The 23,271-nt window shown below is 73.3% G+C and carries 21 protein-coding genes; 11 read left to right on the top strand and 10 right to left on the bottom strand.

What is annotated here, in order from left to right; translation table 11 throughout:
- The first annotated feature begins 44 nt into the window (after nucleotides 1–44).
- Nucleotides 45–1,004, top strand: a complete 960-nt coding sequence (locus Val02_RS22055) for a TIGR03557 family F420-dependent LLM class oxidoreductase (RefSeq protein ID WP_203901043.1) — start codon at nucleotides 45–47, stop codon at nucleotides 1,002–1,004.
- A gap of 6 nt (nucleotides 1,005–1,010) precedes the next feature.
- On the opposite strand, the gene Val02_RS22050 is transcribed toward Val02_RS22055, so the two are convergent.
- Entirely contained in the window at nucleotides 1,011–1,349 is a 339-nt protein-coding gene (locus Val02_RS22050; RefSeq protein WP_203901042.1) for a DUF2795 domain-containing protein, read from the bottom strand.
- Nucleotides 1,350–1,438: 89 nt separating this feature from the next.
- Here Val02_RS22050 and Val02_RS22045 point away from each other — a divergent pair, with 89 nt between their 5' ends.
- From Val02_RS22045 to Val02_RS22020, 6 genes are all read left to right on the top strand, one after another.
- Nucleotides 1,439–2,185, top strand: coding sequence for a DUF4190 domain-containing protein (locus Val02_RS22045; RefSeq protein WP_203901041.1), 747 nt, complete (start codon nucleotides 1,439–1,441; stop codon nucleotides 2,183–2,185).
- A gap of 79 nt (nucleotides 2,186–2,264) precedes the next feature.
- Nucleotides 2,265–2,675 carry a ChaB family protein gene (locus Val02_RS22040; RefSeq protein ID WP_203901040.1) on the top strand — a complete coding sequence of 137 codons (411 nt, stop codon included), beginning with the start codon at nucleotides 2,265–2,267 and terminating at the stop codon, nucleotides 2,673–2,675.
- A gap of 33 nt (nucleotides 2,676–2,708) precedes the next feature.
- Nucleotides 2,709–3,824, top strand: coding sequence for a magnesium and cobalt transport protein CorA (locus tag Val02_RS22035; RefSeq protein ID WP_239153234.1), 1,116 nt, complete (start codon nucleotides 2,709–2,711; stop codon nucleotides 3,822–3,824).
- An 80-nt stretch (nucleotides 3,825–3,904) separates the two neighbouring features.
- Nucleotides 3,905–4,483: a hemerythrin domain-containing protein gene (locus Val02_RS22030; protein WP_203901039.1), complete on the top strand. Its 579-nt coding sequence runs from the start codon at nucleotides 3,905–3,907 to the stop codon at nucleotides 4,481–4,483.
- Between the two features lie 179 nt (nucleotides 4,484–4,662).
- Nucleotides 4,663–6,261, top strand: coding sequence for a carbon-nitrogen hydrolase family protein (locus tag Val02_RS22025; RefSeq protein ID WP_203901038.1), 1,599 nt, complete (start codon nucleotides 4,663–4,665; stop codon nucleotides 6,259–6,261).
- Nucleotides 6,262–7,802: 1,541 nt separating this feature from the next.
- Nucleotides 7,803–10,274: a hypothetical protein gene (locus Val02_RS22020; protein ID WP_203901037.1), complete on the top strand. Its 2,472-nt coding sequence runs from the start codon at nucleotides 7,803–7,805 to the stop codon at nucleotides 10,272–10,274.
- Nucleotides 10,275–10,347: 73 nt separating this feature from the next.
- Here Val02_RS22020 and Val02_RS22015 read toward each other — a convergent pair whose 3' ends face one another.
- From Val02_RS22015 to Val02_RS22000, 4 genes are read right to left on the bottom strand one after another with little or no spacing between them, the layout of a single operon-like run.
- Nucleotides 10,348–11,820 carry a GDSL-type esterase/lipase family protein gene (locus tag Val02_RS22015; RefSeq protein ID WP_203901036.1) on the bottom strand — a complete coding sequence of 491 codons (1,473 nt, stop codon included), beginning with the start codon at nucleotides 11,818–11,820 and terminating at the stop codon, nucleotides 10,348–10,350.
- 19 nt (nucleotides 11,821–11,839) lie between these two features.
- Nucleotides 11,840–12,481 (bottom strand): nucleoside/nucleotide kinase family protein, encoded by a 642-nt coding sequence (locus Val02_RS22010; RefSeq protein WP_203901035.1) that lies wholly within the window; start codon nucleotides 12,479–12,481, stop codon nucleotides 11,840–11,842.
- 3 nt (nucleotides 12,482–12,484) lie between these two features.
- Nucleotides 12,485–13,270 carry an SDR family oxidoreductase gene (locus tag Val02_RS22005; RefSeq protein ID WP_203901034.1) on the bottom strand — a complete coding sequence of 262 codons (786 nt, stop codon included), beginning with the start codon at nucleotides 13,268–13,270 and terminating at the stop codon, nucleotides 12,485–12,487.
- Nucleotides 13,261–14,250 carry an LLM class F420-dependent oxidoreductase gene (locus Val02_RS22000; protein WP_203901033.1) on the bottom strand — a complete coding sequence of 330 codons (990 nt, stop codon included), beginning with the start codon at nucleotides 14,248–14,250 and terminating at the stop codon, nucleotides 13,261–13,263. Before Val02_RS22000 ends, Val02_RS22005 begins: the two co-directional genes overlap by 10 nt.
- A gap of 174 nt (nucleotides 14,251–14,424) precedes the next feature.
- Between Val02_RS22000 and Val02_RS21995 the strand changes: the two genes are divergently transcribed.
- On the top strand, nucleotides 14,425–15,306 hold the full coding sequence (locus Val02_RS21995; protein ID WP_203901032.1) for a DUF559 domain-containing protein: 882 nt from the start codon (nucleotides 14,425–14,427) through the stop codon (nucleotides 15,304–15,306).
- Nucleotides 15,307–15,359: 53 nt separating this feature from the next.
- Here Val02_RS21995 and Val02_RS21990 read toward each other — a convergent pair whose 3' ends face one another.
- Both Val02_RS21990 and Val02_RS21985 read right to left on the bottom strand, forming a co-directional pair.
- Nucleotides 15,360–16,022 carry a response regulator gene (locus Val02_RS21990; RefSeq protein ID WP_203901031.1) on the bottom strand — a complete coding sequence of 221 codons (663 nt, stop codon included), beginning with the start codon at nucleotides 16,020–16,022 and terminating at the stop codon, nucleotides 15,360–15,362.
- A 40-nt stretch (nucleotides 16,023–16,062) separates the two neighbouring features.
- The gene (locus tag Val02_RS21985; protein ID WP_203901030.1) at nucleotides 16,063–17,523 is read right to left on the bottom strand and encodes a sensor histidine kinase; all 1,461 of its coding nucleotides are present in this window, start codon (nucleotides 17,521–17,523) and stop codon (nucleotides 16,063–16,065) included.
- A gap of 166 nt (nucleotides 17,524–17,689) precedes the next feature.
- Between Val02_RS21985 and Val02_RS21980 the strand changes: the two genes are divergently transcribed.
- Together Val02_RS21980 and Val02_RS21975 are read left to right on the top strand one after the other, a co-directional pair.
- Nucleotides 17,690–18,220 (top strand): DUF1707 SHOCT-like domain-containing protein, encoded by a 531-nt coding sequence (locus Val02_RS21980; protein ID WP_203901029.1) that lies wholly within the window; start codon nucleotides 17,690–17,692, stop codon nucleotides 18,218–18,220.
- The gene (locus tag Val02_RS21975) at nucleotides 18,208–18,384 is read left to right on the top strand and encodes a hypothetical protein (RefSeq protein WP_203901028.1); all 177 of its coding nucleotides are present in this window, start codon (nucleotides 18,208–18,210) and stop codon (nucleotides 18,382–18,384) included. Before Val02_RS21980 ends, Val02_RS21975 begins: the two co-directional genes overlap by 13 nt.
- A 9-nt stretch (nucleotides 18,385–18,393) precedes the next feature.
- Here the strand turns inward: Val02_RS21975 and Val02_RS21970 are convergent, their stop codons facing one another.
- Complete coding sequence (locus Val02_RS21970) at nucleotides 18,394–20,319, bottom strand: sensor histidine kinase (RefSeq protein ID WP_203901027.1); 1,926 nt, start codon at nucleotides 20,317–20,319, stop codon at nucleotides 18,394–18,396.
- A gap of 48 nt (nucleotides 20,320–20,367) precedes the next feature.
- Here Val02_RS21970 and Val02_RS21965 point away from each other — a divergent pair, with 48 nt between their 5' ends.
- Complete coding sequence (locus tag Val02_RS21965; protein ID WP_308440016.1) at nucleotides 20,368–20,886, top strand: NUDIX domain-containing protein; 519 nt, start codon at nucleotides 20,368–20,370, stop codon at nucleotides 20,884–20,886.
- Here Val02_RS21965 and Val02_RS21960 read toward each other — a convergent pair whose 3' ends face one another.
- Together Val02_RS21960 and Val02_RS21955 are read right to left on the bottom strand one after the other, a co-directional pair.
- Nucleotides 20,887–22,548: a bifunctional 3'-5' exonuclease/DNA polymerase gene (locus tag Val02_RS21960; RefSeq protein WP_203901026.1), complete on the bottom strand. Its 1,662-nt coding sequence runs from the start codon at nucleotides 22,546–22,548 to the stop codon at nucleotides 20,887–20,889.
- A 162-nt stretch (nucleotides 22,549–22,710) separates the two neighbouring features.
- Entirely contained in the window at nucleotides 22,711–23,184 is a 474-nt protein-coding gene (locus Val02_RS21955) for a hypothetical protein (RefSeq protein ID WP_203901025.1), read from the bottom strand.
- Between the last annotated feature and the right edge of the window lie 87 nt (nucleotides 23,185–23,271).

The raw sequence follows: 23,271 nt of genomic DNA, 5'->3' as shown, positions 1-23,271 counted from the left end.
CATCGGTTACGCCCTCTCACGAAACACCGCGATCGGGAGGCGAAGTGGCGGAATTCGGGTACACCCTGCTCGGTGAGCAGGCGGGGCCACGACAGCTCATCGAGGACGCCGTGCGCGCCGAAGGGGCCGGGTTCGACTTCGCCGTCGTCTCCGATCACTTCCACCCGTGGCTGGAGTCCCAGGGGCACGCGCCGTTCGCCTGGTCGGTGCTGGGCGCCGCCGCCTACGCGACCTCGCGGCTGAAGCTGATGTCGTTCGTGACGTGTCCGGTGCGCCGGTACCACCCGGCGGTCGTCGCCCAGGCGGCCGCGACGGTGGCCTCGATCGCGCCCGGGCGCTTCACCCTGGGGATCGGCGCCGGCGAGAACCTCAACGAGCACATCGCCGGCCCGTGGCCCTACGTCACCGAGCGGCACGACATGCTCGTGGAGGCCCTGGAGATCATCCGGCCGCTGCTCGACGGCGCGACCGTGCACTTCCACGGCACCTACTTCCAGGTGCCCGAGGCGAAGCTGTACGACCTGCCGGAGGGCGGCGTGCCGATCGCCGTCGCCGCGTCGGGGCCGGCCTCGATCGAGATCGCCGCGGAGTTCGGCGACGCCGTCGTGGCCGTGGAGCCGGACGCCGCGCTGACCGAACGCTTCGGCGCCCCCGGCCGGGAACGCCCCCGCTACGGGCAGGTCGCCCTCTGCTGGGGGCCGGACGAGCAGGACTGCCGCAAGACCGCGCTGGAACAGTGGCGGTGGAGCGCGCTCGGCTGGCCGGTGATGTCGGAGCTGCCCAATCCGGCGGCGTTCGAGGCGGCGAGCCAGTTCGTGCGCGAGGAGGACGTCGCCGAGAAGGTGCCGTGCGGGCCCGACCTCGACCGGCACGTGGCGGCGGTGAAGCAGTTCCTGGACGCCGGCTTCTCGCACGTCGCCGTGGTGCAGGTGGGCGGGGAGCGGCAGGGCGAGTTCGTGGAGTGGGCGCAGCGCGAGCTGTTGCCCGCGCTGCGCTCGCTGTAGAACCCGCTATGTGCGCTGTGCTTCGTTGTTTCCGCCGAGCGCGGCCCACACCTGGTTGACCGTCTCGTAGGTCTCCCCCTCGGGCAGCCGTTCGAGGGTGCGGATCACCTCGTCCGGGGCGTTCAGGTCGCGGGCACCGGAGATCAGTGCCGCGCGGTCGCCGGGCAGGCTCGCCATCGGGATGAACCGGCCCAGGTTGCTGCGCGCCTCCACCTCGTCGTACGTCATACCGGGCGGCGAACCGGGCTCCGGCGCGCCGGCGGGGGTGTCGTAATCCGTCTCGCGCGGCTTGTGCGACAGGGCATCGTCGACGCGCGCGCCGTGTTTCGTGCTGATGCGATCCATGCCATGCGGCTACCCGCCTACGGATACGCAAAACGGTGTAGTTCACGCCGGTTGTGGGTACGTCACTTCCGACACTGGAGGTGACATCCGTGGCAAGAATCGGACTGTTCGGGCGGCGGACAGAAGATCCCCGCACCGAGGAACTGAGTGAGCCCACCGCTGTCGGATCGGCCCGTACGACTACGGATCCCGCCGACACCAACCGGGACGGCGTGGTGGACAGGGACGAGGCCCGCGCGGCACACGAACGGGTCGAGGCACTGCGCGCCAAGCGCGAGCGGCACGGCACCGCGACGCCGCCGCCGACCCCCGTTCAGGATGCGAAGGTCTTGAAGGACCGGGACCGGGACGGCATCGACGACCGCGACGAGGTGACCACGACGCGGATCGCGACCCGCCCCGCGGTGGTCCAGAAGGACCGCACGGTCGTGGTCGACCGGGACCGCGACGGCGTGGACGACCGCGACGAGGTCGCTCCCCCGCCGGCGCCGGCACCGCAGAAGATCCGCGCCCGGGCCAGCCTCATCGCGACGCTGGCGCTGCTCGTCGGCGTCACGTCGGTGTACGCGGCGCTGACCGGCGTGCTCGCGCCGGTCGCCGTGGTGCTCGGCGTGATCGGCCTGATCCTCTCCTTCGGCGGCATGTCCGCCAGCGGCAAGCCGCGCATCGCCGGCGGCGGGCTCGCGCTCTTCGCGCTGATCCTCAGCGTCGGCGGCGCGGTGCTCGGCGTCCTCGCCATGAACCACACCACCGGCTGGCTCGACAGCGACATCGACCAGGTGGCGCGGCTGCGCGACTGGATCGACACCCAGCTGCCGTTCATGCAGGGCTGGTAAGCAATTCCCCCGAAGAAACGGGCGGGTGCGACGGGCACCCGCCCGTTTCGCCTGTGCTGACAAGGGAATCAGTCAATACATGCCTGCTAAGAGAGACATGCCGAGCACGATCCAGCGTTCCGGGAAGAAGGCCCAGGAGACCTGGGGCAAGACCCACGACTCCGCCGTCGAGCAGTACGGCGAGGGCGAACGGGCGCACCGCACCGCGTTCTCGTCGCTGAAGCACACCCACGAGAAGGTCGGCGACCACTGGGAACCCAAGGCCGGCGGCCGCAAGGGTCCGAGCGACGCCCAGGCGGCGAAGAAGGGCGCGCGGGCGCGCAACTCCAAGACGCCGACGGCCGAGGGCGTCGACGCGAACGCCACCAAGACCCACCTGATGGAGGTCGCCCGGCGGTTGGAGATTCCCGGCCGCTCGTCGATGAACAAGGGCGAACTGGTGGAAGCCATCAAGAAGGCCAATCGCAAAGCCACCTCGAAGGCCCGATGATCTTCTCGCCGGGGTCGCCTAGGCTGCGACACCATGGCGAAACTCGGGACCCTCGCGCCACACCGGATGTTGGCCGGGGCCGTCAACCGGATCCTCGGCGGCCCCACGGCCGCACCACCGGCGAAGATCGCTCCGCATCACCCGATGCTCAACAACTCCATCATCGACTGCGCCGTGTACGCCGACGGCGTTCGCCTGCCGGGCAGCCGCGACTACGCCGCCGCCTACGCGCAGGCGTGCGCCCGGCCCAAGGCGTTCGTGTGGCTGGGGCTGCGCGAGCCGAGCGTCGAGGAGTTCGCCGACGTGGCCAACGTCTTCGGCCTGCACGAACTGGCCGTCGACGCCGCCGTCGCCAGCGCCCAGCGGCCGCGCATCGAGCAGTACGGCGACCACAGCTGCGTGGTCCTGCGCACCGCCCGCTACGTCGAGCACGCCGAGCTGAACGAGTGGTCCGAGGTCGTCGAGACCGGGCACATGCTGGTGTTCATCGGGCCGCGGTTCGTGATCACCGTCCGGCACGGCGCCCCCGGTGCGCTCGGCCCGGTGCGCGCCGACCTGGAGAAGCGGCGCAACCTGCTGGCCCAGGGGCCGTGGAGCGTCGCGCACGCCGTCAGCGACCGGCTCGTCGACACGTACCTCGACGTCGCCGAGGGCGTTCAGGCCGACCTGGACGAACTGGAGGAGTCGGTCTTCTCCCGCGCGAACGGCGGCGACCACATCGCGCACATGTACCAGCTCAAGCGCGAGGTCGTGGAGTTCCGCCGGGCGGTGCTGCCGCTGCAGCGACCCATGCTGGCCCTCCTGGAGGAACGCTCCGGCGTGCCCACCTCGCTGCGCCGCTACTTCCGCTCGGTCGCCGAGAAGCTGCAACGCGTCGTCGAGCAGGTCAACGCGCACGACGAACTGCTCAACTCGCTCCTGCAGGCACGCTTGGCGCAGGTCAGCCTCGCCCAGAACAACGACATGCGAAAGATCGCCGCGTACGCCGCCATCGCCGCCGTGCAGACCGCCATCGCCGGCATCTACGGCATGAACTTCGACCACATGCCGGAGCTGCACTGGCGGTTCGGCTACGCCTGGGCGATCGGGTTGATGTTGGCGGCCGGCGGCCTCGTGTACCGCCTGTTCCGCAGGTCAGGCTGGCTGTGAGGTAAGGGTCGCCTACCGTTTGGGCCGTTTTTGGACGGGTACCCGCCGCACCGGACCAACGCCGTTCAGGAGGAGTACCCATGGCTTCCGACGCCGTCAGCGCGATCATGCAGGACCACCGGCGCATGGAGCGCCTTTTCGAACGCTGCAAGACCGAGAAGAGCAACCGCACCGAACTCGTCGCCGAGATCAAGGCGCGCCTCAAGGCGCACAGCGTCGCCGAGGAGGACCGCGTCTACCCGGCCCTCGCCAAGGCCAACCCCACGGAGAAGGAAGACGTGCACCACGGCGTCGAGGAACACCGTGAGGCGGAGGACCTGCTCGAGACCCTCGAGGGCACCGACCCGTCCAGCAAGGAGTTCGACAAGGCGCTCAAGGAGTTCGTCGACGCGGTCAAGCACCACGTCGAGGAGGAGGAGAGCGACATCCTGCCGAACCTCGAGGACGCCGTCGACCCCGAGAAGCTGGAGCAGCTCGGTGCCGAGTTCGAGCGGCGGCGCATCGAGGTGCTCGACGAGCTGGGCGTGCAGGACAGCGGCACCCCGGACGACCTCAGTTCGATGACCCGCGCCGAGCTCTACGAAGAGGCGAAGAAGGCCGACATCCCCGGCCGTTCGCAGATGAACAAGGACGAGCTCGCCGAGGCTCTCGGCAACTGAATCTTTTGCCCAGATTGCGGCCCCGGGCTCCAGGCTCGGGGCCGCACGGGTGAAAGGTCAGACTTGGGACTGTTTCGTGCATGGCAATCACCACAGTTCCTTAGCGTCGACTTTGCAGCCTTGCCAAGGCTCCGCCCGATAACCGAGCATCATCGACACCTGCCGGGAAAGGGGTGCGGTTGAGCGGGACACGTGTCGCGGCGGTGCAGTTCTCCATAGGGACGGACCCGTCGGCAAACCTGGCGACGTGTGTCCGGATGGTCGAGCAGGCCGCTGCCCGGGGCGCACGCGTCGTCGTGTTGCCCGCGTTCCTCAACCATCCCGAGTACCACCCCGACCGCGCCTCGGCCCGGGCCGCCGCGTGTGCGCCGGAGGGGACGTTCCTGCTCGGGCTCGCCGCTGCCGCGGCTCGCCACGAGATCTATCTCAAGGCCCACGTGACGGTCGAGGACGGCGATCACATCCGCGCCGTCGATCTTCTCTTCGATCCTTCAGGGAACGTCGTGGCGCGCGGCAACACCCGCCTCTTCGACGGGTCCGAGCGCCGCTGGCTCGACCCGGGCACCCAGCCGGCACCCGTCGTGGACACCGACATCGGGCGCCTCGGCATGATCAGCGCCGGCGACGTGGGCAACGCGGAGTTCGCCCGGCAGCTCGCCCTCGAACAGGCGCAGATCCTCCTGGTCTCCCTCGCCACCGTGAGCACCGACGCCACGCGGCTGCACTCGCCGGTTCGCGCCGCCGAGAACAAGATCTGGGCGGTCGTCGCCAACACCGTCGGCGAACGGCTCGGGGCCGAGGCTCATGGCGTTCCCCCGGAATGGATGCGTGGTGTCGGGGAGAGCCGCGTGATCAGGCCGGACGGGACGGCCGAGGTGGTCGGGGACACCGAGGAACAGATCGTGATCGCGGACATCGAGCCGCGCTGGGCCGACAACAAGACCCGTCCCGACGGCGGCGACCTCTTCCGCGCGCGGCGACCGAGGATCTACGCGCCGGAGACCGCGCGGCCGGCCGGCTCCACCCGGACGCCGGCCGCCCGTGCCACCGTCGTCGTCGCCCGGCCGCGCACCAACGGCATGAGCGCCATCGACGAGGCCGCCTCGTACGTGCGCACCGCCGCCGCCGAGGGCGCCGACCTGGTCGTGCTGCCCGAGCTGTTCTTCTATCCGCAGGGGCGCGCCGACGGCTCCTTCGTCGACGGCATCGCCGTGGACATGCTCATCCAGGCGCTCGACGGCACCCGCTGCCACGTCGTCACCAGCCTCCCCGACGACGCCGCCCACGTGGGCATCCTCATCGGCGCCGACGGGGTGCGCGGTCGGCAGCTCCAGCTGCACTCCAGCGCCCGGCACGTCAGCTGGCAGGGCGCGCTCGGTGACCGGCTCGTGCCGTTCGACCTGGAGTGGGGCCGGCTGACGATCATCGTCGGGGACGACGCGCTGTACCCGGAGGTGTTCCGGCTCGCCGTCCTGCACGACACCGACGTCGTCGCCGTCCCGAGCAGTTTCCTGGAGCCGTGGGAGCTCACGCTCGGCCTCCCCGAACGGGTCGCCGCCGACCGGCTCACCGTGGTGGCGTCGGGGCAGACGGGTGGGCTGGTGGCCGTTCCGGCCGTCGATCCCGTGCTGCACGGCGGGCGGGCTTCTTTCGACGGGTCGCTGGCGGCGCCGTTCGTGACGCCGTTGGGCGGGAAGACGCGCACCGTCACCGCGAGCGTGTATCCGGAGCGCAGTCGGATGACGTTCGAGGCGCCGTGGGAGTCCGCCGCCGTCTGAGGTCCTTTCGGGTGTTGGTCATGACCTGCACCGGATAGGCGGTTTGGGGCGTTCCCGCAGCCCCACGTCTGATTCGTCCCGCTCCGTGAGGTGGGTAGCCAGGCCCGGTCGGTGGCAGGCACAGTGGCACGGTGTCCGTAACCGAGCGCCTCGCGGCCGTCGCGGCCCACGCCGCCGCACCGGGTGACCCGCGGACGGCACAGGCCGCACTGAGCGCCGTCCTGCGGGACAGCGTCGGTTCGCTCGGCCGGGACCACCCCGACGTGCTCTCCGCCACGCGGGTGCTCGCCGGACTGCACCGCCGCATGGGCGAACTCGGCGAGGCGCGCACCCTCCTCGAAGAGGCGCTGCGGGCGGGACTCTTCGCCCGGGGCGAGACGCACCCCGCGATGCTGGGACTGGCGTACGACCTCGCGATCATCGCGGCGGAGCTGGACAACCGCCACGAGGCCCGGCGGAACTTCGACCGCCTGCGCCGCTTCGGCCCGTCGGTCCTCGGCCCGGATCACGAGTACGTGCGCGCGGCGCAGCACTACCTCGGCATGCCCGTCGAACCGGCGCCGGTCTCGCCCTACGGGCCGGTGCCGGGCGGATACGGGCCGGCACCGGTGCAGCCCACCCTCCACGGAACGCCCGCCCCCGAACAGCCACCGCCTCGCGGCGGGCCGCAGACCGCACAGCCCGCAGCCGACGGTGGGACCGGTCCCGCACGGCCGGAGACCATGGCCCACGGGGCGCCGGGATGGCCGGTGCCCACGCAGCCGGCGCCCGACAGCGGCCGGCCCGCGCCGGCATACACCGGTCCGGTCAGCGGCGTTGCCCGTGTGGTCCCGGCTCCCGAATCCGTTGCTGGGCCGGGCGCTGTCGAGGCTCCGATCCCCGCCGCCCCGGTACGACCGCCGGCGGCCGAACGTATCACCGCGCGGGCGCGGGTACCGGCGTCGACCGCTGCTCCGGAGCCGCCGGCGACCGGTCCGATTCCCCAGCCCCGATCGGCCACGACTCCCGACTTCGAAACGCACACCCCGCAGCCGGATGCCCTCGCCGCTCCACCATCGCCTTCGGCGGATCCGGAGTCCGCCGCGCCGTCCGGGACGGTCGACCGCGCGGGGACGGCTGACCCGCGCGGCAGCGAGGCTCCGCCGTGGACCGCCGGGTCGCCATGGGCCGCGGCACCGTCAGCGGCCACTCCAGCCTGGGCGGCGGCAACCCCACCGGCGACAGCGCAATACGTGCCGAGCCCTCCGTCCGAGGCGGCGGCAACACCGGCCCCCGCTACGTCCGCCGGGACGGCTCCGGCGGCTGCGGCCGACCGTGCCGAGTCGATCGCATCGCCGCGCGCCGTCGTCCCCGCCGCCCCGTCCGAGGGGCAGACCGCCGACGGAACGGCACCCGCCGACGCCGTCGCATCGACCGACACCACCGCAGCTCCGGGCCCGGCCGCCGTGCATGAACGTCAAGCCGCGCCGGAAATCCCCGTGCCGCGACAGGTATCCGCGCGACCCGATGGCGTCAGCGCATCGGCCACGGGGCCCGCGCTCATGGTGCCGGCCGAGACGACCGCTCGTCCGGAGGCGGCGGCTCCGCCCTGGACCATCACGTGGCGCACCGACAATGCGCCGTCCGATCCGGCCGCGCGATCCGATGCCGACACACGATCCGATGCGCAGGCGGCGCCCGACGCGCATGCCCACGTAGCCTCCGAGGCCTACAGGGCGTCCGAGGCCCACACGGCGCGCGATTCCTACGCGGCGCCCGACCCGGTCGCCTCCGGTCCGGTCGTGCCAACCGGGGCGGTGCTCGACCCGGCGGCGCCGTCCGACGCACCTGTGCGCCCGGCGGCGCACGGGTCGGATACCGCGCACGAGGGCGTCCGGTCCCGGGTTGACGACGCCGGGGACGTGACGCCGGAGGCCGACCGCACGGAAGCGTCACCCGGCTCGCAGCCCGAGGGGGCAGCGGTCCGGCCGGTGCCGACGATCCCGGCTCTGGCGGAGGATGCTCCCACCAATCGGGGCGGCGTGACCTACGGCGGCCGTTCGCGGGGCGCCGTGTCCCGAGACGACACGCCTCAGGTCGGTGAGCCGCATGCGCCCGGGTCCGTCGGGCGAGGCGCGGAGACGCCGCTCGCCGACCGTGACGGCGGGTCGAGCCGGGCCGATCGTCCGGGGTCGCGGGAGCCGCTGCCGTTCTACATTCCGCCGCGTGTGCTGCTCGGCACCACCGGCGCCGCCACCGATACGCCGTCGGGATCCGGCGCGGTGCCGACGACGCCCGCCGACCCTCCGGCATCGGTGAGCGGGTCGGCGTCCGCCGGTCGGCCGGTGCCGGTCGAAGCCGCGTCGCGCGTCACCGACGAGGCGGTCGATGCGGCCTCGATGTCCGGAGACGCACCGGGATCAGCGCGGTCCGCGCGTGAGGTGCCACCGGCCGCGGGGTTCGCGGAAACGCCGTCGCGCGGAGGGCACAGTGCGCCGCCCCCGGTGCCGACCGCCATGCCGGAAGCGGCCCCTCCCCCGCCCGCATCCGCCGTACCGCACACGGCCCCGCCGACAACCGCCGCGCCGCAAGCGATGCCGCCCGCCAACGCTGCGGCGCGACCAACACCACCCGCGATCACTGCGCCCCAAACGGCGTTACCCGCCAGCGCCGCATCGCCGGAGACAGCGCCCATCACCGGCGGGCCGCACGAGACGCCGCTCGCGCCTCCGATTGCGGCTTCGGAGACAGCGCCCTCCTCGGCATCGGCCGGATCGCCTCGGCGGCACGGCACTGTGTCCGCGCCGGTCGGCGATCTCCAAGCGACGGATGTGCCGGAACACGCTGTCGACGCAGTGGCTGTCGATGAGTCCGCCACCGCTCCCGGTGTCGCTGCGTCGGACGGCTCACCAGAAGCCGGCGAGCGGCGTCGCGCGGATACGCCCGCGCCAGAGGCGGATGCGTCGCCGGAGGCGGACGACACCCGGACCGACACCACGCCAGCGGTCGACACCGGCCCGGCCGCCGCGGGGCCGACGGCCGAGGCGACGCCGTCCGAAGTGGACAGTCTGTCGTCCGAGGTCGACGACCCCGCCCGTGTGTCCGACATGGACAGTCCACAGAGGACGGTTGAGCCGAAATCCGTAGCGGGCGGGGAGGCCACCGGCGGGCCGCCGTTCGACGCGTGGGCGGAGGTGGAGTCGGACCGGCCGGTGTTCCGCTCGTTCGCGGTGGATCGGGATGTGACCGAGCGGGACTCCGATGCCCCGGCTGCGGCCGCTCCGGTGATCCCGCTCCAGCGTCGGCCGCCGGACGTCGAGTCGATCCGGCGTTCGCGGCCCGACGACCCGCGCCGCAACGGTGTCCCGGGCAGCCCCGACACGATCGCGCCGTTCACCGACGGGAGCCCGTCGGCGAACCGACCGACCGCCGACGGGCGCACCTCGGCAGAGCGCGCCGCAGCGGACGAGCGCATGCCGGCGGACAGCCGCGCCACGCACAGGGAAGGCAGCGCCACCGAGCGAAGCGGCGCCGCCGAGACCAGTGGTGCCGCCGAAAGCAGTGGTGCCGCCGCACCTGACGGAGCCTCCGCACCGAGTCGTGCCGCCAAGAGAGATGGTGGCGCCGAGCGGAGTGTGGACGTGCGGGAGGAAGGCGGCGCGGATACGGCCGGAGGCGATGTGCGTTCGGTGCTGGCGCCGCCCAGCCGGCGAATCGGGCCGGGTACCGGCCGTCCGAACCACCCCGGCGCCACGCGACCGGCGGCGGGAGCCGGAGCGGCCGACCGCACGGCACCACCCGCCGGTGGGGCCGGCGACCGGACGCGGCCGCGGAAGCATGTTCCGGCGCACTCGGCATCGCGCCGGGCGCGGGTGGGCAGGCGGAAAGGGCTCTGGCGGCTGCTGCTCACGCTGCTGCTGATCGGGTTCATCGCGGGGGCGTCGGTGGCGGTGTTCGCGTTCGTGACGGCCGCACCGAGCGGTGCCCCGGATCCGAGCGAGCGGCCGTCCGCCCCGATCCGGCTGGGCCGCTGACGGCTGACGCCGCCAGCGGTCCGATGCGCGGTGGGCGCCGGCGCTCAGCGATGCCGGTGTCGGTCCCGGGTATTCAGTCGCCGCCGGAGTTGAGCCAGAGGTCCAGCGCGCCGGTCGTCGGGTCGACGACGAGGTAGTCGTCGCGGCCGTCGCCGTCGAAGTCGGCGAAGCGGACCCGGTCACCCGGCGCCGCGCCGGAGGCCACCCGGCCCCGGTTGGTCCACGTCGGGTTGAGCCAGGCGCCCACCGAGCCGGACGAGGGGTCGAGGACGAGGTAGTCGTCGCGGCGGTCGCAGTTCAGGTCGGCGAATCTGACCCGGTCGGCCGGGGCCGCACCGGAGGCTACCTGGCCCAGGGCCGCCCAACCGGAGCCGGTGTTGCGCCAGACCTGGACCGCGCCGGAGGTCGGTTCGACCACCCAGTAGTCGTCGCGGCCGTCGCCGTCCCAGTCGGCGAAACGCACCCGGTCGCCGGGTGCCGCGCCCGACGCCACCTGACCCAGGCTCACCCAGCCGGACGTGGTGTTGCGCCAGACCTGGACGGCGCCGTTCGCCGGGTCGAGGACCCAGTAGTCGTCGCGTCGGTCGCCGTCGAAGTCGGCAAAGCGCACCCGGTCGCCGGGGGCCGCACCGGAGGCGACGCGGCCGAGGCTGATCCAGCCGCCGCTGCCGTCGCCGCCGTTGTTCTGCCAGGCGTCCACCGCGCCGGTGGCCGGGTCGAGCACGAGATAGTCGTCGCGGCCGTCGCCGTTGTAGTCGGCGAACCGGACCTTGGCGCCCGGAGCGGCGCCGGAGGCGACGCGGCCACGGGAGTTCCAGCCGAGCTTCGCCGCGCAGCGGACCGAGTCGGGCACGGGACTGCCGACCCAGCCGGCGAACACGGCACGCAGCACGCCGTCGTGGAAGGCGGCGGCCATCTTGCGGTAGCCGGCGTCGTTCGGGTGCAGGGTGTCGATCAGGTCGGCGGTGGTGAGCGCGCTCATGTCCACGAGACCCACGTGCTTGCCGGCGGCGCGGCGCTGCTCCACGACACCGGGGATGCGGGCGTTGTAGGCGTCGATGCGGGCCTGCACGGCGGGGTCGTTCGCCGGAACCAGCGTGGCGACCAGGATCGTGGCGTCGGGAGCGGCGGCGAGCAGCTGGTCGATGAGGCCGCCGAGGCGGGCGGGCGCGTCGGCGACGTTTACGTTGCGGTTCATGTCGTTGGTGCCGACGTGGAGGGTGATGACGTTCGGGCGGTAGCGGGGAACGGCCGACGCGGCGTACCCCGCCACCTCGGTGATGACGCGCCCCGAGTAGCCCTCGTGATCGGCGTCGGGCAGCTGGCCCGAGCGCTGCGCGCCGACATAGTCGACGGCGAACTCGCCACGCAGCAGGTTCCACAGGTCGGCGCGGTAGCTGGAGGAGGTGGAACTCCCGACGCCGTAGGTGATCGAGTCACCCATCGGCATGATGCGCAGTGCGGGAAAGGCCGTGGCGGCGTCGGCCTTTCCGGGTCCGGGTACGACAACAGTGGCGGCCACGAGCAGGGCCACGAGAAACCTCATGCGACGACGATATCGATAATTATCGACGTGTCAGCACACGATCCGCGCGGTCCCGGGTCGACTCGATGATGCGGGCGTTCGCCGCGTCGCTGCCGGCGGCCCAGTCCTGCGCGGCCGAACGCGACAGCCCCCGCGCCTGCTGGCGGCGCACCAGCGCGTCATGGCGCATGTCGTGCGGCGCGTCCAGGTAGAGCGTCACGTCGAGGATGTCCCGCACCCGGTCCCACGGGTGCGAGTCGAGCAGCAGGTAGTTGCCCTCGATGACGATCACCCGGATGTCGGGCGGCACCGGGATGGCCGAGCCGATGGACTCGTTGACCACCCGGTCGAACGCCGGCGCGTACACCACGTCCGGCCCCGCGTCCCGCAACCGCTGCAGCAGGTGCACGAACCCGTGCGCGTCGAACGTCTCCGGCGCGCCCTTGCGGTCGGCGAGGCCCAGCCGGGCCAGTTCCGCGTTCGCCAGATGGAACCCGTCCATGGGAACGGCGACCGCGCTCACCCCGTCGCGATTGACCAGCGCGGCGGCCAGGGCCGCGGCGAGCGTGGACTTGCCGGCGGCCGGCGGACCGCACAGGCCCACGAGCAGCCGTCCCGGACGATCCGCCAACAGCTCCCGCACGGCGTCCAACGCCGGCGGGAGGGCCTGGGGCCGGACCACCCGTCAGGCCTGCGCGGCGAGCGAGCGCATGCCGGCCAGCCAGCGTTCCCGGTCGGTGGCCCGGTGCCGCTCGTACTTCGCGACCTCCGGATGCGGCAGGATGAGGAACTCCTCCGCGGCCAGCCCGGCGACCACCGCGTCGACGACGGCGTCGACCGGCAGCACGGCACCGGACGCGGCCGTCACCCTGGCGCCCCGGTGCCCGATGTCCAGCCCGTCGCGGAGCATGCGCGTGTCGACGCCCTGCGGGCAGAGCGCACTGACCCGGATCCCCTTGTCGCCGTAGTGGATCGACAGCCATTCGGCGTAGGCGACGGCGGCGTGCTTGGTGACCGCGTACGGCGCGTCGTCGACCGAGGTGAGCAACCCGGCCGCGGAACACGTGGCGAGGAAGTAACCGCTGCCGCGTTCGAGCATCGACGGCAGGACCGCCCGGGACGCGTACACGTGCGAGAGCACGTTGACCGACCAGGTGCGTTCCCACTGCGCGTCGGTGGCGTCGGTGCCGGCCCCGCTGGTGATGCCGGCGTTGGCGCAGAACAGGTCGACCCGGCCGTGCCGCGAAAGCGTTCCCGCGACAAGATTTTGGGTGTCGGCCTCGACGGTGACGTCCACGCGGGCCGGGACCGCGACGGGGCCCAGCTCCTTCGCCAACGCCTCGGCGGCATCGCCGTCGAGGTCGGCGACGACCACCTCGCGCGCCCCCTCGGCGACGAACCGGCGCACCAGCCCGGCGCCGATCCCGTTCGCCGCACCGGTCACGATGACGACCCTGTCGGTCAGCTCCACGTCGCGTCCTCCTTCGCGGTCGGCGCCAGTGCGGCGACGGCCGCGGCGAGGTCGGTGCCGGGCGGCGGGATCAGCGCCGCGACCGGCGTCTTCACCCCACCGTCCACATAGGACTGAAGCTGCGCGCGCACCGACGCCGGCGAGCCGTGCAGGATCAGCTCGTCGGCGACGGAGTCGGGCACGGCGGCGAGTGCGCCCTTGCGATCGCCGGCCGCCCACAGCCGCCACGTCTCGTCGAGCGCCGGGCCGCGGCCGAGCCAGCGGTGGAACTTCTCGTAGACCGGCACGGTCAGGTACGCGGCGATGAGGCGCTTGCCGATCGCGCGTGCGGTGGCGGCGTCCTCGGTCGGGCAGACGAAGATGCGCGCCGCGACGTCGAAGTCCGCCGGCGCCTCCTTCAGCTCCGCGGTCACCTGCGGCAGGTCCGTGGCGGCGAGCCAGTTGAGGATGACGCCGTCCGCCTCGGCCGCGGCCAGTCGCAGCATGCCGCGCCGCAGCGCCGCGAGGGACACCCGCGGCCGCACCTCCGGGACCTTCTCCAGTTTGAACCGGCGGATCGTGAACGAATCGAACTCCCCGTCCACCATCTCGCCCGCCAGCGCCCGGCGCACGAAGCGCAGCACATCCCGCGCCCGGCCGAACGGGTCGGCGAAGTCGATGCCGTTCCACGCGTTGACGATGGCCGGCGACGAGGCCCCGATGCCCAGCGTGAACCGCCCCGGAGCGACGTCGGCGAGCGTGGCGGCGCTCATGGCGATCAGCGCCGGCCCCCGGGTGAAAACCGGCACGATGGCCGTCCCCAGGTGCGCCGACGGTGCCCACCCGGCCGCGAGGGCCAGCGGCACGAACGCGTCGGTGCCGTTGGTCTCGGCGGACCAGAAGTCGGTGAAGCCCGCGTCGGCGGCGGCGGACACGATCCGCGCGTGATCGGTCAGCGGCACATTGGTCAGCGGAATGGTGAGGCCCCAGCGGCTCGGCATGCGCTCGATCATCGCGGGCGGTGACGGGTCAAGGCAACCCAGGTGAAACACGTGCGAAAACGGTCTTACAAGTGGTGGGGAGTCGCGCAGGCCATCCGGGCCTGATGACCGGCGTAAGTCCCCACTACGTGAGCGCCACGCGTTTTGTCGGACCTCCGGTGCATCGTGCGGCGCATGTCCCGAAGCGCTGACATCCCGGTCGATCTCCGATACGTGCCGTTTCGCGGTTCGGCCGCCGTCGCCGGTGGGCTCCTCACCCGCGGGCAACTCGCCGGGACGGCCTGGCGGCGGCTGTTCCGCGACGTCTACCTGCACGCGGATGCCACGCTCGACAATGTGACCCGCGCTCAGGCGGCCGCGCTGCTGCTCCCGCCCGACGCCGCGCTCAGCCGCCGCACCGCCGCGTTCGTCTACGGCGCCGATGTGTGGCGCGCGACGGATCCGGTGGAGGCGACCGTCCCGGTCCCCGGCGACCTGCGGTCGCGATCCGGCCTGAGCGTGGTGCGGTCTCCGCTGGAGCGCGCCGATGTGTGGCGGCGCGGCGGGTTGCGGGTCACGTCGCCGGTGCGCACCGCGTTCGACCTGGCCCGCGACCCCGACCTGACGGCCGCGGTGATCGGCGTCGACGCGCTGCTCGGCCGCCGCGCGACGAAACCGCAGGAGATCGCCGCCTACCTGGACGCCCACCCCAACTGGCGCAACGTGCGCCACGCCCGCCAGGCTCTGGCTCTTGCTCGCGAGGGCGTGGAATCTCACATGGAAACCCGCCTCCGCCTGACCGTGGTGACCGCCGGCCTCCCCGAGCCGGTCGTGCAGCACGACGTCCGCGACGCCGCCGGCCGCTTCGTCGCCCGCCTCGACCTCGCCTACCCCGAGCGCCACGTGGGCCTGGAGTACGACGGCGACCATCACCGGGGCCGCGACACGTTCCGCCGGGACGCCGTGCGCCTCAACCGCCTCCGCCTGGCGGGGTGGACCGTGCTGCGCTTCACCGCCGACGACCTGACGCACGCTCAGGCGCGGATGCTGGCGCAGATCCGCGCGGCGCTCAAGTAGTGGGGACTTACACAGGCCATAGAGTGCGAATGACCGGCGTAACTCCCCACCACTTACAGCCAGCCCGGCCGGACCAGCCCTGCCTCGTACGCGTACACCACCAGCTGTGCCCGATCCCGGGCGGACAGCTTCGTCATCGCCCGGCTCACGTGCGTCTTCGCCGTCGCGGGGCTCACGACGAGGCGTTCGGCGATCTCGTCGTTGGACAGACCGGCACCGACGAGCGCCACCACCTCACGTTCCCGGTCGGTGAGCGCGTCGACCGAGCGCGGCGCCTGCGGGGCCCGGCTGCGCAGCGCGAACTCCTCGATCAGCCGGCGGGTCACCCCCGGCGACAGCAGCCCCTCGCCGGCCGCGATGGAACGCACGCCGCGCAGCAGGTCGACCGGCTCGGTGTCCTTGACCAGGAAGCCGCTCGCCCCGGCGCGCAGCGCCTCGAAGACGTACTCGTCCAGGTCGAACGTCGTCAGGATGAGGATGCGGGTGTCCGCGCAGCGCGGGTCCGCCACGATCCGCCGGGTCGCCTCCAGCCCGTCGGTGCCGGGCATGCGGATGTCCATCAGCACCACGTCGGGGCGTTCCTGGGCGGCGAGGCGGACCGCGTGGGCGCCGTCGCTGGCCTCCCCCACCACCGTGAAGTCGGGCTGGGCGTCGAGCAGCGCCCGGAAGCCGGCCCGCACCAGCGCCTGATCGTCGGCGAGCACCACGCGAATCACCTGTCACCCCGCAAGGGAAGATCGGCGAGCACCACCCGGATCATGTCTCCCCCTTCAAGGAGTCTTTCGGAAGGGGCAGCACGGCCACCACCTCGAATCCGCCGCCCGCGCGCGGCCCGGCCCGCAAACTACCGCCGAGGGCGGCCGCCCGTTCGCGCATCCCCGCCAGGCCGTTGCCCGCCTCCAGCTTTTCCGGGGGAACGCCCTGACCGTCGTCGCGCACCGCGATCTCCACGGCGTCCGGCAGGTACCGGACGGTGGCCGTGGCGCGCGCGTCGGGGCCGGCGTGGCGGCGGACGTTCGTCAGCGCCTCCTGCATGATCCGGTAGGCGGCGCGGTCCACGTCGGGCGGCAGGTCGCGCGCGGTGCCCTCGACCTTCAGCGGCACGGGTGGGTCCGCCGCCGCCAGCAGCGCGTCCAACGCGCCGAGGCCGGCCGTCGGGGCGCGCGGCGCGGCGGCGTCCTCGTCGACCCGCAGCGAGGCCAGCACGGCCCGCACCTCGCGCAACGCCTCCGCGCTGGCCTCCTTGATCGCCGCCAGCGAGGCGCGGGCCTCCTCGGGATGTTCGTCCATGATGTGCAGGCCCACGCCGGCCCGAACGTTGATCAGCGACAGGTGGTGGCCCAGCACGTCGTGCAGTTCCTGGGCGATGCGCAGGCGTTCCTCGCTGGCCTGCCGGCGCTGCTGCTCCTCGGCGGCGCGCTTCTGTTCGGCCTCGGCGCGTTCCTCCTCCTCGACGATCCGGGCCAGCGCCGCCACCTGGAGATTGCGCGCCCGCGAACCCTCGGCGAAGAGGTAGGTCGCCCACACCACGCCACCGGCCGCGAGCGCCCGGCTCCACGACACCAGGTGGAACGTCTCCGGCAGCAGCCGCCCCGCGAAGACGTACACCGCGTACCCCGCGAGCAGGATCCACCTGGCGGCCCGCCGCTTCCCCTCCTGCACGGCGTGCACCAGCGCGAACAGCGGCGCGAGGAACACCGGCGCGACGATCCCGTGCGGCAGCGTGAACGCCAGCGCGGCGGCCAGCGCCACCAGGAGCGCCAGTTCGGGCGCCCTCTTGCGCACCAGCAGGGCGAGCGGCCCGACGAGCAGCAGCGCCAGGGTCGGCATCTCGGGCACTTCACCGAGCGCGACGCGCGTCCCGAGAACGTGCACCACCCCGGCCACCAGCGCGGCGACGCTGCTGTTCGAGTGCCGCTGCTGCCGTTCCCGCGCCTGGAGGACCCGACGCACCATCTGCGGCGAGATGCGCCGCGCCCACGGCGGGCCGTCCAGGCCCGGGCCGGGCGGCCACCGGTCGTGCAGCCGGTCGTGGCGCCGGCGCCTGGCGTCGTGGCGTTCCCGCGTCCGGTGGGCCCACTCCTCGTGCCACTGGCGGGCGGGCCCGTTGCCGTCCCCACGCGCGCCGTGGCCCCACGGCGGGTCCGGCGGGAGGCCACGCCGCAGGCGCCGTTCGCGCTGCTGGCGGCGGCGTTCCTCGCGGGCCTCGTCCCTCATCGCCACCACGCTAGGGCACCCGCGGTGGAGGCCGCCTCACCCGCCGGTCCCGTGCCGGCGTACCACGGGGGATGTACGCGGTGCTCCCGAGGGCATCGAGCGTGGTAGTACCGGTGCCGCCGACGGGGCGACGCCGCATCCGCCGTTCCATCGGAAAGTGGTGGACATGACGGACGAGAAGCAACCACACCGGGTCCGGGCCTCGGACCCGGAACGCGAACAGTACGCGGAACTGCTGCGTGCCGCGATGAGCGAGGGCCGGCTCTCCATGGAGGAGGGCGAGGAACGTCTCGCCCGGGTCTACGCGGCGGTGTACCGCGACGAGCTGAGCCCGCAGGTCGACGACCTGCCGGGCGGCGGCTGGACGGACTTCACGGCCCGGCCGGAGTACCGCGAGGAGATCCGCAAGCACGTGCGGTGGCACGGCATCCGGGTGACCGGGGTGGCGCTCGTGGTGCTGGGGGTGTGGGCGGTGCTGGCGACGATCAGCCACGTTCCCGTGTTCCCGCTGATCCTGCTGGCGATCTTCCTGCTGATGGTGACGAGGGGCCGCCGGCACCGCTACCACCGCTGGCAACGCTGGCAGGCGATGCAGGCCATGCACGGCGCCCAGCCGCCGTGGGCCCACCACGGCCACCCCTGGCACCACCACGGCTGGGAGCGCGGCGACCGGCGGGGTCCGGGGTGGCGCCGCTGACCCGGGCGGGCTGGTGCCGGTGCGTTCCGGACGCGCCGGCCCCGGGCCGCGCCTGGAACCTGTGGGACGGCGTGACGGTCGCCCGGCCGGTTCAAACGGGGGTGGTCGGCGATCCGCGGCCGCGGCAGCCCGACCTCGACCGGAAGAACGACCGTGACGCCTGAGGCGGCGGGTCAGGCGCGGTTCGCGGGGGCGGCGCGGCGTTCCTCGGCGTCCAGGGCCTCGTTGGTGTGCTTGATCCCCGCCTCCGACGCGCTGCTGGAGAGGGTGAAGTAGAAGGTCGCGCCCTCGCCGGGGGTGGCCTCGGCCCAGATCCTTCCGCCGTGGCGGTGCACGATCCGGGCCGCGAGCGCCAGCCCGACCCCGGTGCCCTCGTACTCCTCCGCCCGGTGCAGCCGCTGGAAGACCTGGAAGAGTCGGTCCGCGTAGCGCATGTCGAAGCCGGCGCCGTTGTCCGCCACGCGAAACGTCACCTGGCCGTCGTCACCCGGTTCGCCGCCGACCGTCACGCGGGCCACGTCCCGGCCGCGGGTGTACTTGACGGCGTTGCCGAGCAGGTTGGCGACCACGTGCCGGACGAGCCGCGGGTCGCCGTCGACCGCCGGCAGGGGCTCGGTGACCAGTTCGACCGTCCGGCCGTCGCGGTCCCCGGCGAGTTCCTCCCAGACGTCGTCGACCAGGTCGGCCATGTGGACGGGTTGCCGTTCCATCGCCTGGCGCTGCATCCGGGAGAACGCCAGCAGCGCGTCGATCTGCTCGCTCATCCGCGCGGCGCCGGCGCGCACCTTGGCGACGCACCGGCGTCCCATCGGATCGAGGCTCGCGGCGTGGTCGAGTTCCAGCATCTTGGCGAAGCCGTCGATGGCGCGCAGCGGTGCCCGCAGGTCGTGCGACACGCTGTACGAGAACGACTCCAGGTCGGCGTTCGCCTCGCGCAGCTCGGCCGCCTGCGCCTCCACCTCACGGGTGCGCTCCGCGACGCGCTCCTCCAGTTCCTCGCCGCGGCGGCGCAGGTCGTCGTTGAGGCGTTCGATGGCGGCCTGCCCGGCAAGGGTGTCCGCGACGGCCGCCTCGACCCGTTGGCTCAGCCGCTGGCGGGCCGTCGCGAGCACGTAGACGAACGAGGTGCAGATGACGGTGAGCAGCAACAGGGCCAGCGCGATGCTCCCGTCGAGGTGGGTGGCGGCGCCGGGCACGGTGGAACGTTCGGCGGTGGCGTGCAGGGCCCACTCCCGGTCGGCGACCGGCACCACGGTGGAGCGCACCAGCAGCGTCTCGCCGACGTGGTGCGCCGGCCGGCTGGTGCTGTACCGGGCGAACGCCTCCGCGCCCGGCGCCGCCGCCAGCCGCACGTCGAGCCGCCCGGCGCCGGCGCGGGCGAGCACCCCGGACATGAGGGCGTTGCCGCGCATCGCCAGCAGCAGCCACCCGCGCAGGCCGCCCACGGGGTCCGGCACCGGCACCGCGAGCACGAACGACTTCTGCTGCCGTTCGGCGGGCAGGCCCCGGTCGCGCATGAGCACGTACGGCGCGGAGAGCGACACGGCACGCCGTTCCCGCGAACGCAGCAGCACCTCGCGGAGCTCCGGAACGACCGTCACGTCGGCGCCCATGACGGTGACCGGCGTCGGGTCGAGGCTGCGCCCCAGGACGACGAACACGTGCTCGCGCGCCTCCCCCGCACCGGCCCCGGCCGGCTGGAACGTCACGTCGACACCGCGCCGGCGCCAGTCCGCCTCGACGGCCGGCAGGGTCTCGGTGGTGGCCGCCGTCAGGAACACGGCCGCCGCGGCACCCGGCAGGCGCAGGTCGGCGACCCGCCCGGTGACGGTCTCGAAGCCGGCGGGGGTGATCTCCGAAAGCGCGCCCAGCCCGGCCGCGGCGATGGTCGTGGCGTCCACGTAGCGGCGCGCCTCGGCCTCCACGGAGGCGCGCGCGGCGGCGACCCGCCGGTCCATCTCCCGGTCGGCGGTGTGCCGCTCGGCGTCGTGCAGCACGCCGAGGGCCCCGAGGGAGGCGACGAGGCCGACCACGGCCACCGCTCCGCTCGCGCCGACCGCGTAGCTCCCGACCCGGCGGATCCACCGCACAGCCCCCACGGGACCTCCGATCGACCGTGGGACGGGACATCTGACCGAAGTGGTCGCGTGTACCGTCTGAAGATCATGCAGCACTCGCACTGCTCCTATTGCGGCACCGCCTATGCCGAGGGCGCCGACTGGCCGCGCGTCTGCGCCTCGTGCGGGCAGACCACCTGGCGCAATCCGCTGCCGGTCGCCGTCGCGCTGCTTCCGGTGCGCACGGCCGGCGGGCCGGTGGGGCTGGTGGTGGTGCGGCGCACCATCGAGCCGGGCTACGGGCAGCTGGGCCTGCCGGGCGGGTTCATGGAGGTGGGCGAGGACTGGCGGCAGGCCGCCGTGCGGGAGCTGCGCGAGGAGACCGGGATCGCCGCGGATCCGGCCGGGGTGCGCCTGTTCGACGTGCACAGCACTCCCAGTACGCACAACCTGCTCGTCTTCGGCCTGCTGCCGCAGGTCGAGGCCGCCGACCTGCCCGAGGTCGCGGCGACCGACGAGGCGAGCGAGTGGCTGGTGTTGACCGAGCCGGTCGAACTGGTCTTCAGCACGCACACTCAGGCGATGGCGGACTGGTTCGCCGCGGTCTAGCTATTTGGCGTCGGAGTAGCTGCGCACGGTCGTGGCGCCGAGCGGGAAGCGCACCGGCGTGTCGCCGAACAGGAGCCGCCGCGCGTCGTCACCGGCCCGCGCGACCGCCTCGGCCACCTCCGGCGCGTCCTTCTCGGGACAGTGCACGATCACCTCGTCGTGCTGGAAGAAGACCAGCTCGGCGGCGCTGCCGGCGAGCAGTGTGCGCAGTCGGGCCAGCAGCGCGAGCGCCCACTCGGCGGCGGTCGCCTGGATGACGAAGTTTCGGGTGAACCTGCCCCGGGCCCGCGCCCGCGACGACGAGCGCGGGTCCTCGTCGGAGGCGGGCGCACCCTCGAGGGCCTCGCCGCCGAGCTGGTCGCCCCAGGAGACCGACGGGGGTGGGCAGGTCCGCCCGAGCCAGGAGCGCACCAGCCCGCCCGCCTCCCCGGTCCGCGCGGCCGCCTCGACGTACTCCCAGGCGACCGGGTAGCTGTGCCGCAGGACGGCGAGGGCCGGTGCGGCCTGCCCGCCGGTCTGCCCGTACATGGCGCCGAGCAGGGCCACCTTGGCCTTGGCCCGGTCGCCGCCGAACGAGTCGGCGGCCAGCGCCGCGTACAGGTCCCCGGCGCGGGCCGCGGAGGTGAGGCCCCGGTCGCCGGACATCGCCGCGAGCACGCGCGGCTCCAGCTGCCCCGCGTCGGCGACCACGAACGTCCACCCCGGGTCGGCCACCACCGCCTTGCGCACCACGCGCGGGATCTGCAGGGCCCCGCCGCCCCGCGTGGCCCACCGCCCGGAGACCACCCCGCCGGGGACGTACTCCGCCCGGAACCGTCCGTCCCGCACCCACTGCTCCAGCCACGACCACCCGTGCGCGACCCAGATGCGATAAAGCTCCTTGAACTCCAGCAGCAGCGGCACCGCAGGGTGTTCGACCTGCTGGAGCACCCAGGAGCGGGTGTTGGGCACCGGCACCCCCACGCGCGCGAACGCCCGCACCACCTCGGCGGGCGACTCCGGATGCACCCGCTGCCCCCCGAACGCCTCCTGGATGGCCGCGGTCAGCTCCACAAGACGCCGCGGCGGCCCCCCGACGGGCGACGGCTCGCCCAGCATCTCCCGCAGCACCGCGTCGTGAACGTCCACCCGCCACGGCAGCCCCACGTGCCCCATCTCGGCGGCCACCAGCGCCCCGGCCGACTCGGCCGCCACGAGGAACCGGAACCGCCCCGGCTCGTCGACGGCGGCGATCCGCCGGCGCTGGTCCGCGTACGCCTCGACCACGTCGTCCACGCTGCCGGGCGGACCGGCCGGGGAGGCGTCGAAGAGCGTCCCCTGGATCTCCCCCGGCGGAACGGCCGCCCGCGCCGGCGGATCCGGCGGGACCGGCGCCCCCGTACGACGCGCCGTGATCGCCCCCAACCCCCGCGGCTCCCCCCACCGCCCGCTGTACCCGAGCAGCAACGCCTCGGTCAACTCCAGGTCATGACACCGCTCGACCCGCACACCCCGCTGCAACTGCGCCGCATACGCGTGAGCCGTCGAAGCCCACACCCACCGCACCCCGTCATCAACCGGCGGCGCCTCAGCCCGATACGCCGGCCCGACGGGCAACCCGGAGGCATCGAGGTCACGCAGCCAGCAGCCCCCGTCGGGGTCCGGAAGCAGGGCGCGCAGCACCCGGTCATTCAACCCCGGGGGTACGACACTTCCGACCCACTTCCCCACGGAGGGCTGGACGCGGACGTGGCAGCGGAGCGGTCGATGACGCGAAGCGAATCGACCCGGAGCGGTCCGGCGGGAGCAACGGTCCGGACCACGACGGACGCACGAAACAGAAAATCAAGAAAGGCGCGACAACAAAGACTCCACAGTGGACAGGTCGTCCCGCAGAAGCTCCCGGTCGTCTTCTTCGGTGACTTGGTCGAGGGCCGCGACGGCTCGGGCCAACCACTCCCGAGCGGCGACGACATCTCCCGCCACCGCGAACGCCCGCGCGTGCGCCTCGTAGGCGTAGGCGATGTCCCAGTCGGCGATGCCGTTCTGCGCGCAGATCGCCAGCACCCGCGCCGCGTGGTAGAGCGCGGGCTCGGGGCGGCCCGCCAGGCAGTACACGCGGGAGCACTGCCACTCGCCGCGGGCGGCGTTCTGCGGGGTGCCGACCTGCAGCCAGTGGTACAGGGAGGCGTGCGCCTCGTGGATCATCAGCGCGTCCTCGTCCGGCCCGCGGTCCTCCAGCTCCATGAGCCGCCACACGTCGTTGAAGAGCATGACGGCGAAGCGGCGGTGCTCATCGGCCGAGTCCAAGGCGCTCATGCCGCCTCGCTCCGCTCACCGGCGCCCTGAGACACAAGCGCACCCTGCTTCATGATTCGCTCCCGCAAGCGTCCGCTCATCACCGCA

Source organism: Virgisporangium aliadipatigenens, from assembly GCF_016863615.1.
GTDB classification, from domain to species: Bacteria; Actinomycetota; Actinomycetes; order Mycobacteriales; family Micromonosporaceae; genus Virgisporangium; species Virgisporangium aliadipatigenens.
Note: the sequence above shows the minus strand (reverse complement) of the source record. Positions and strands in the feature narration are given on the sequence as shown.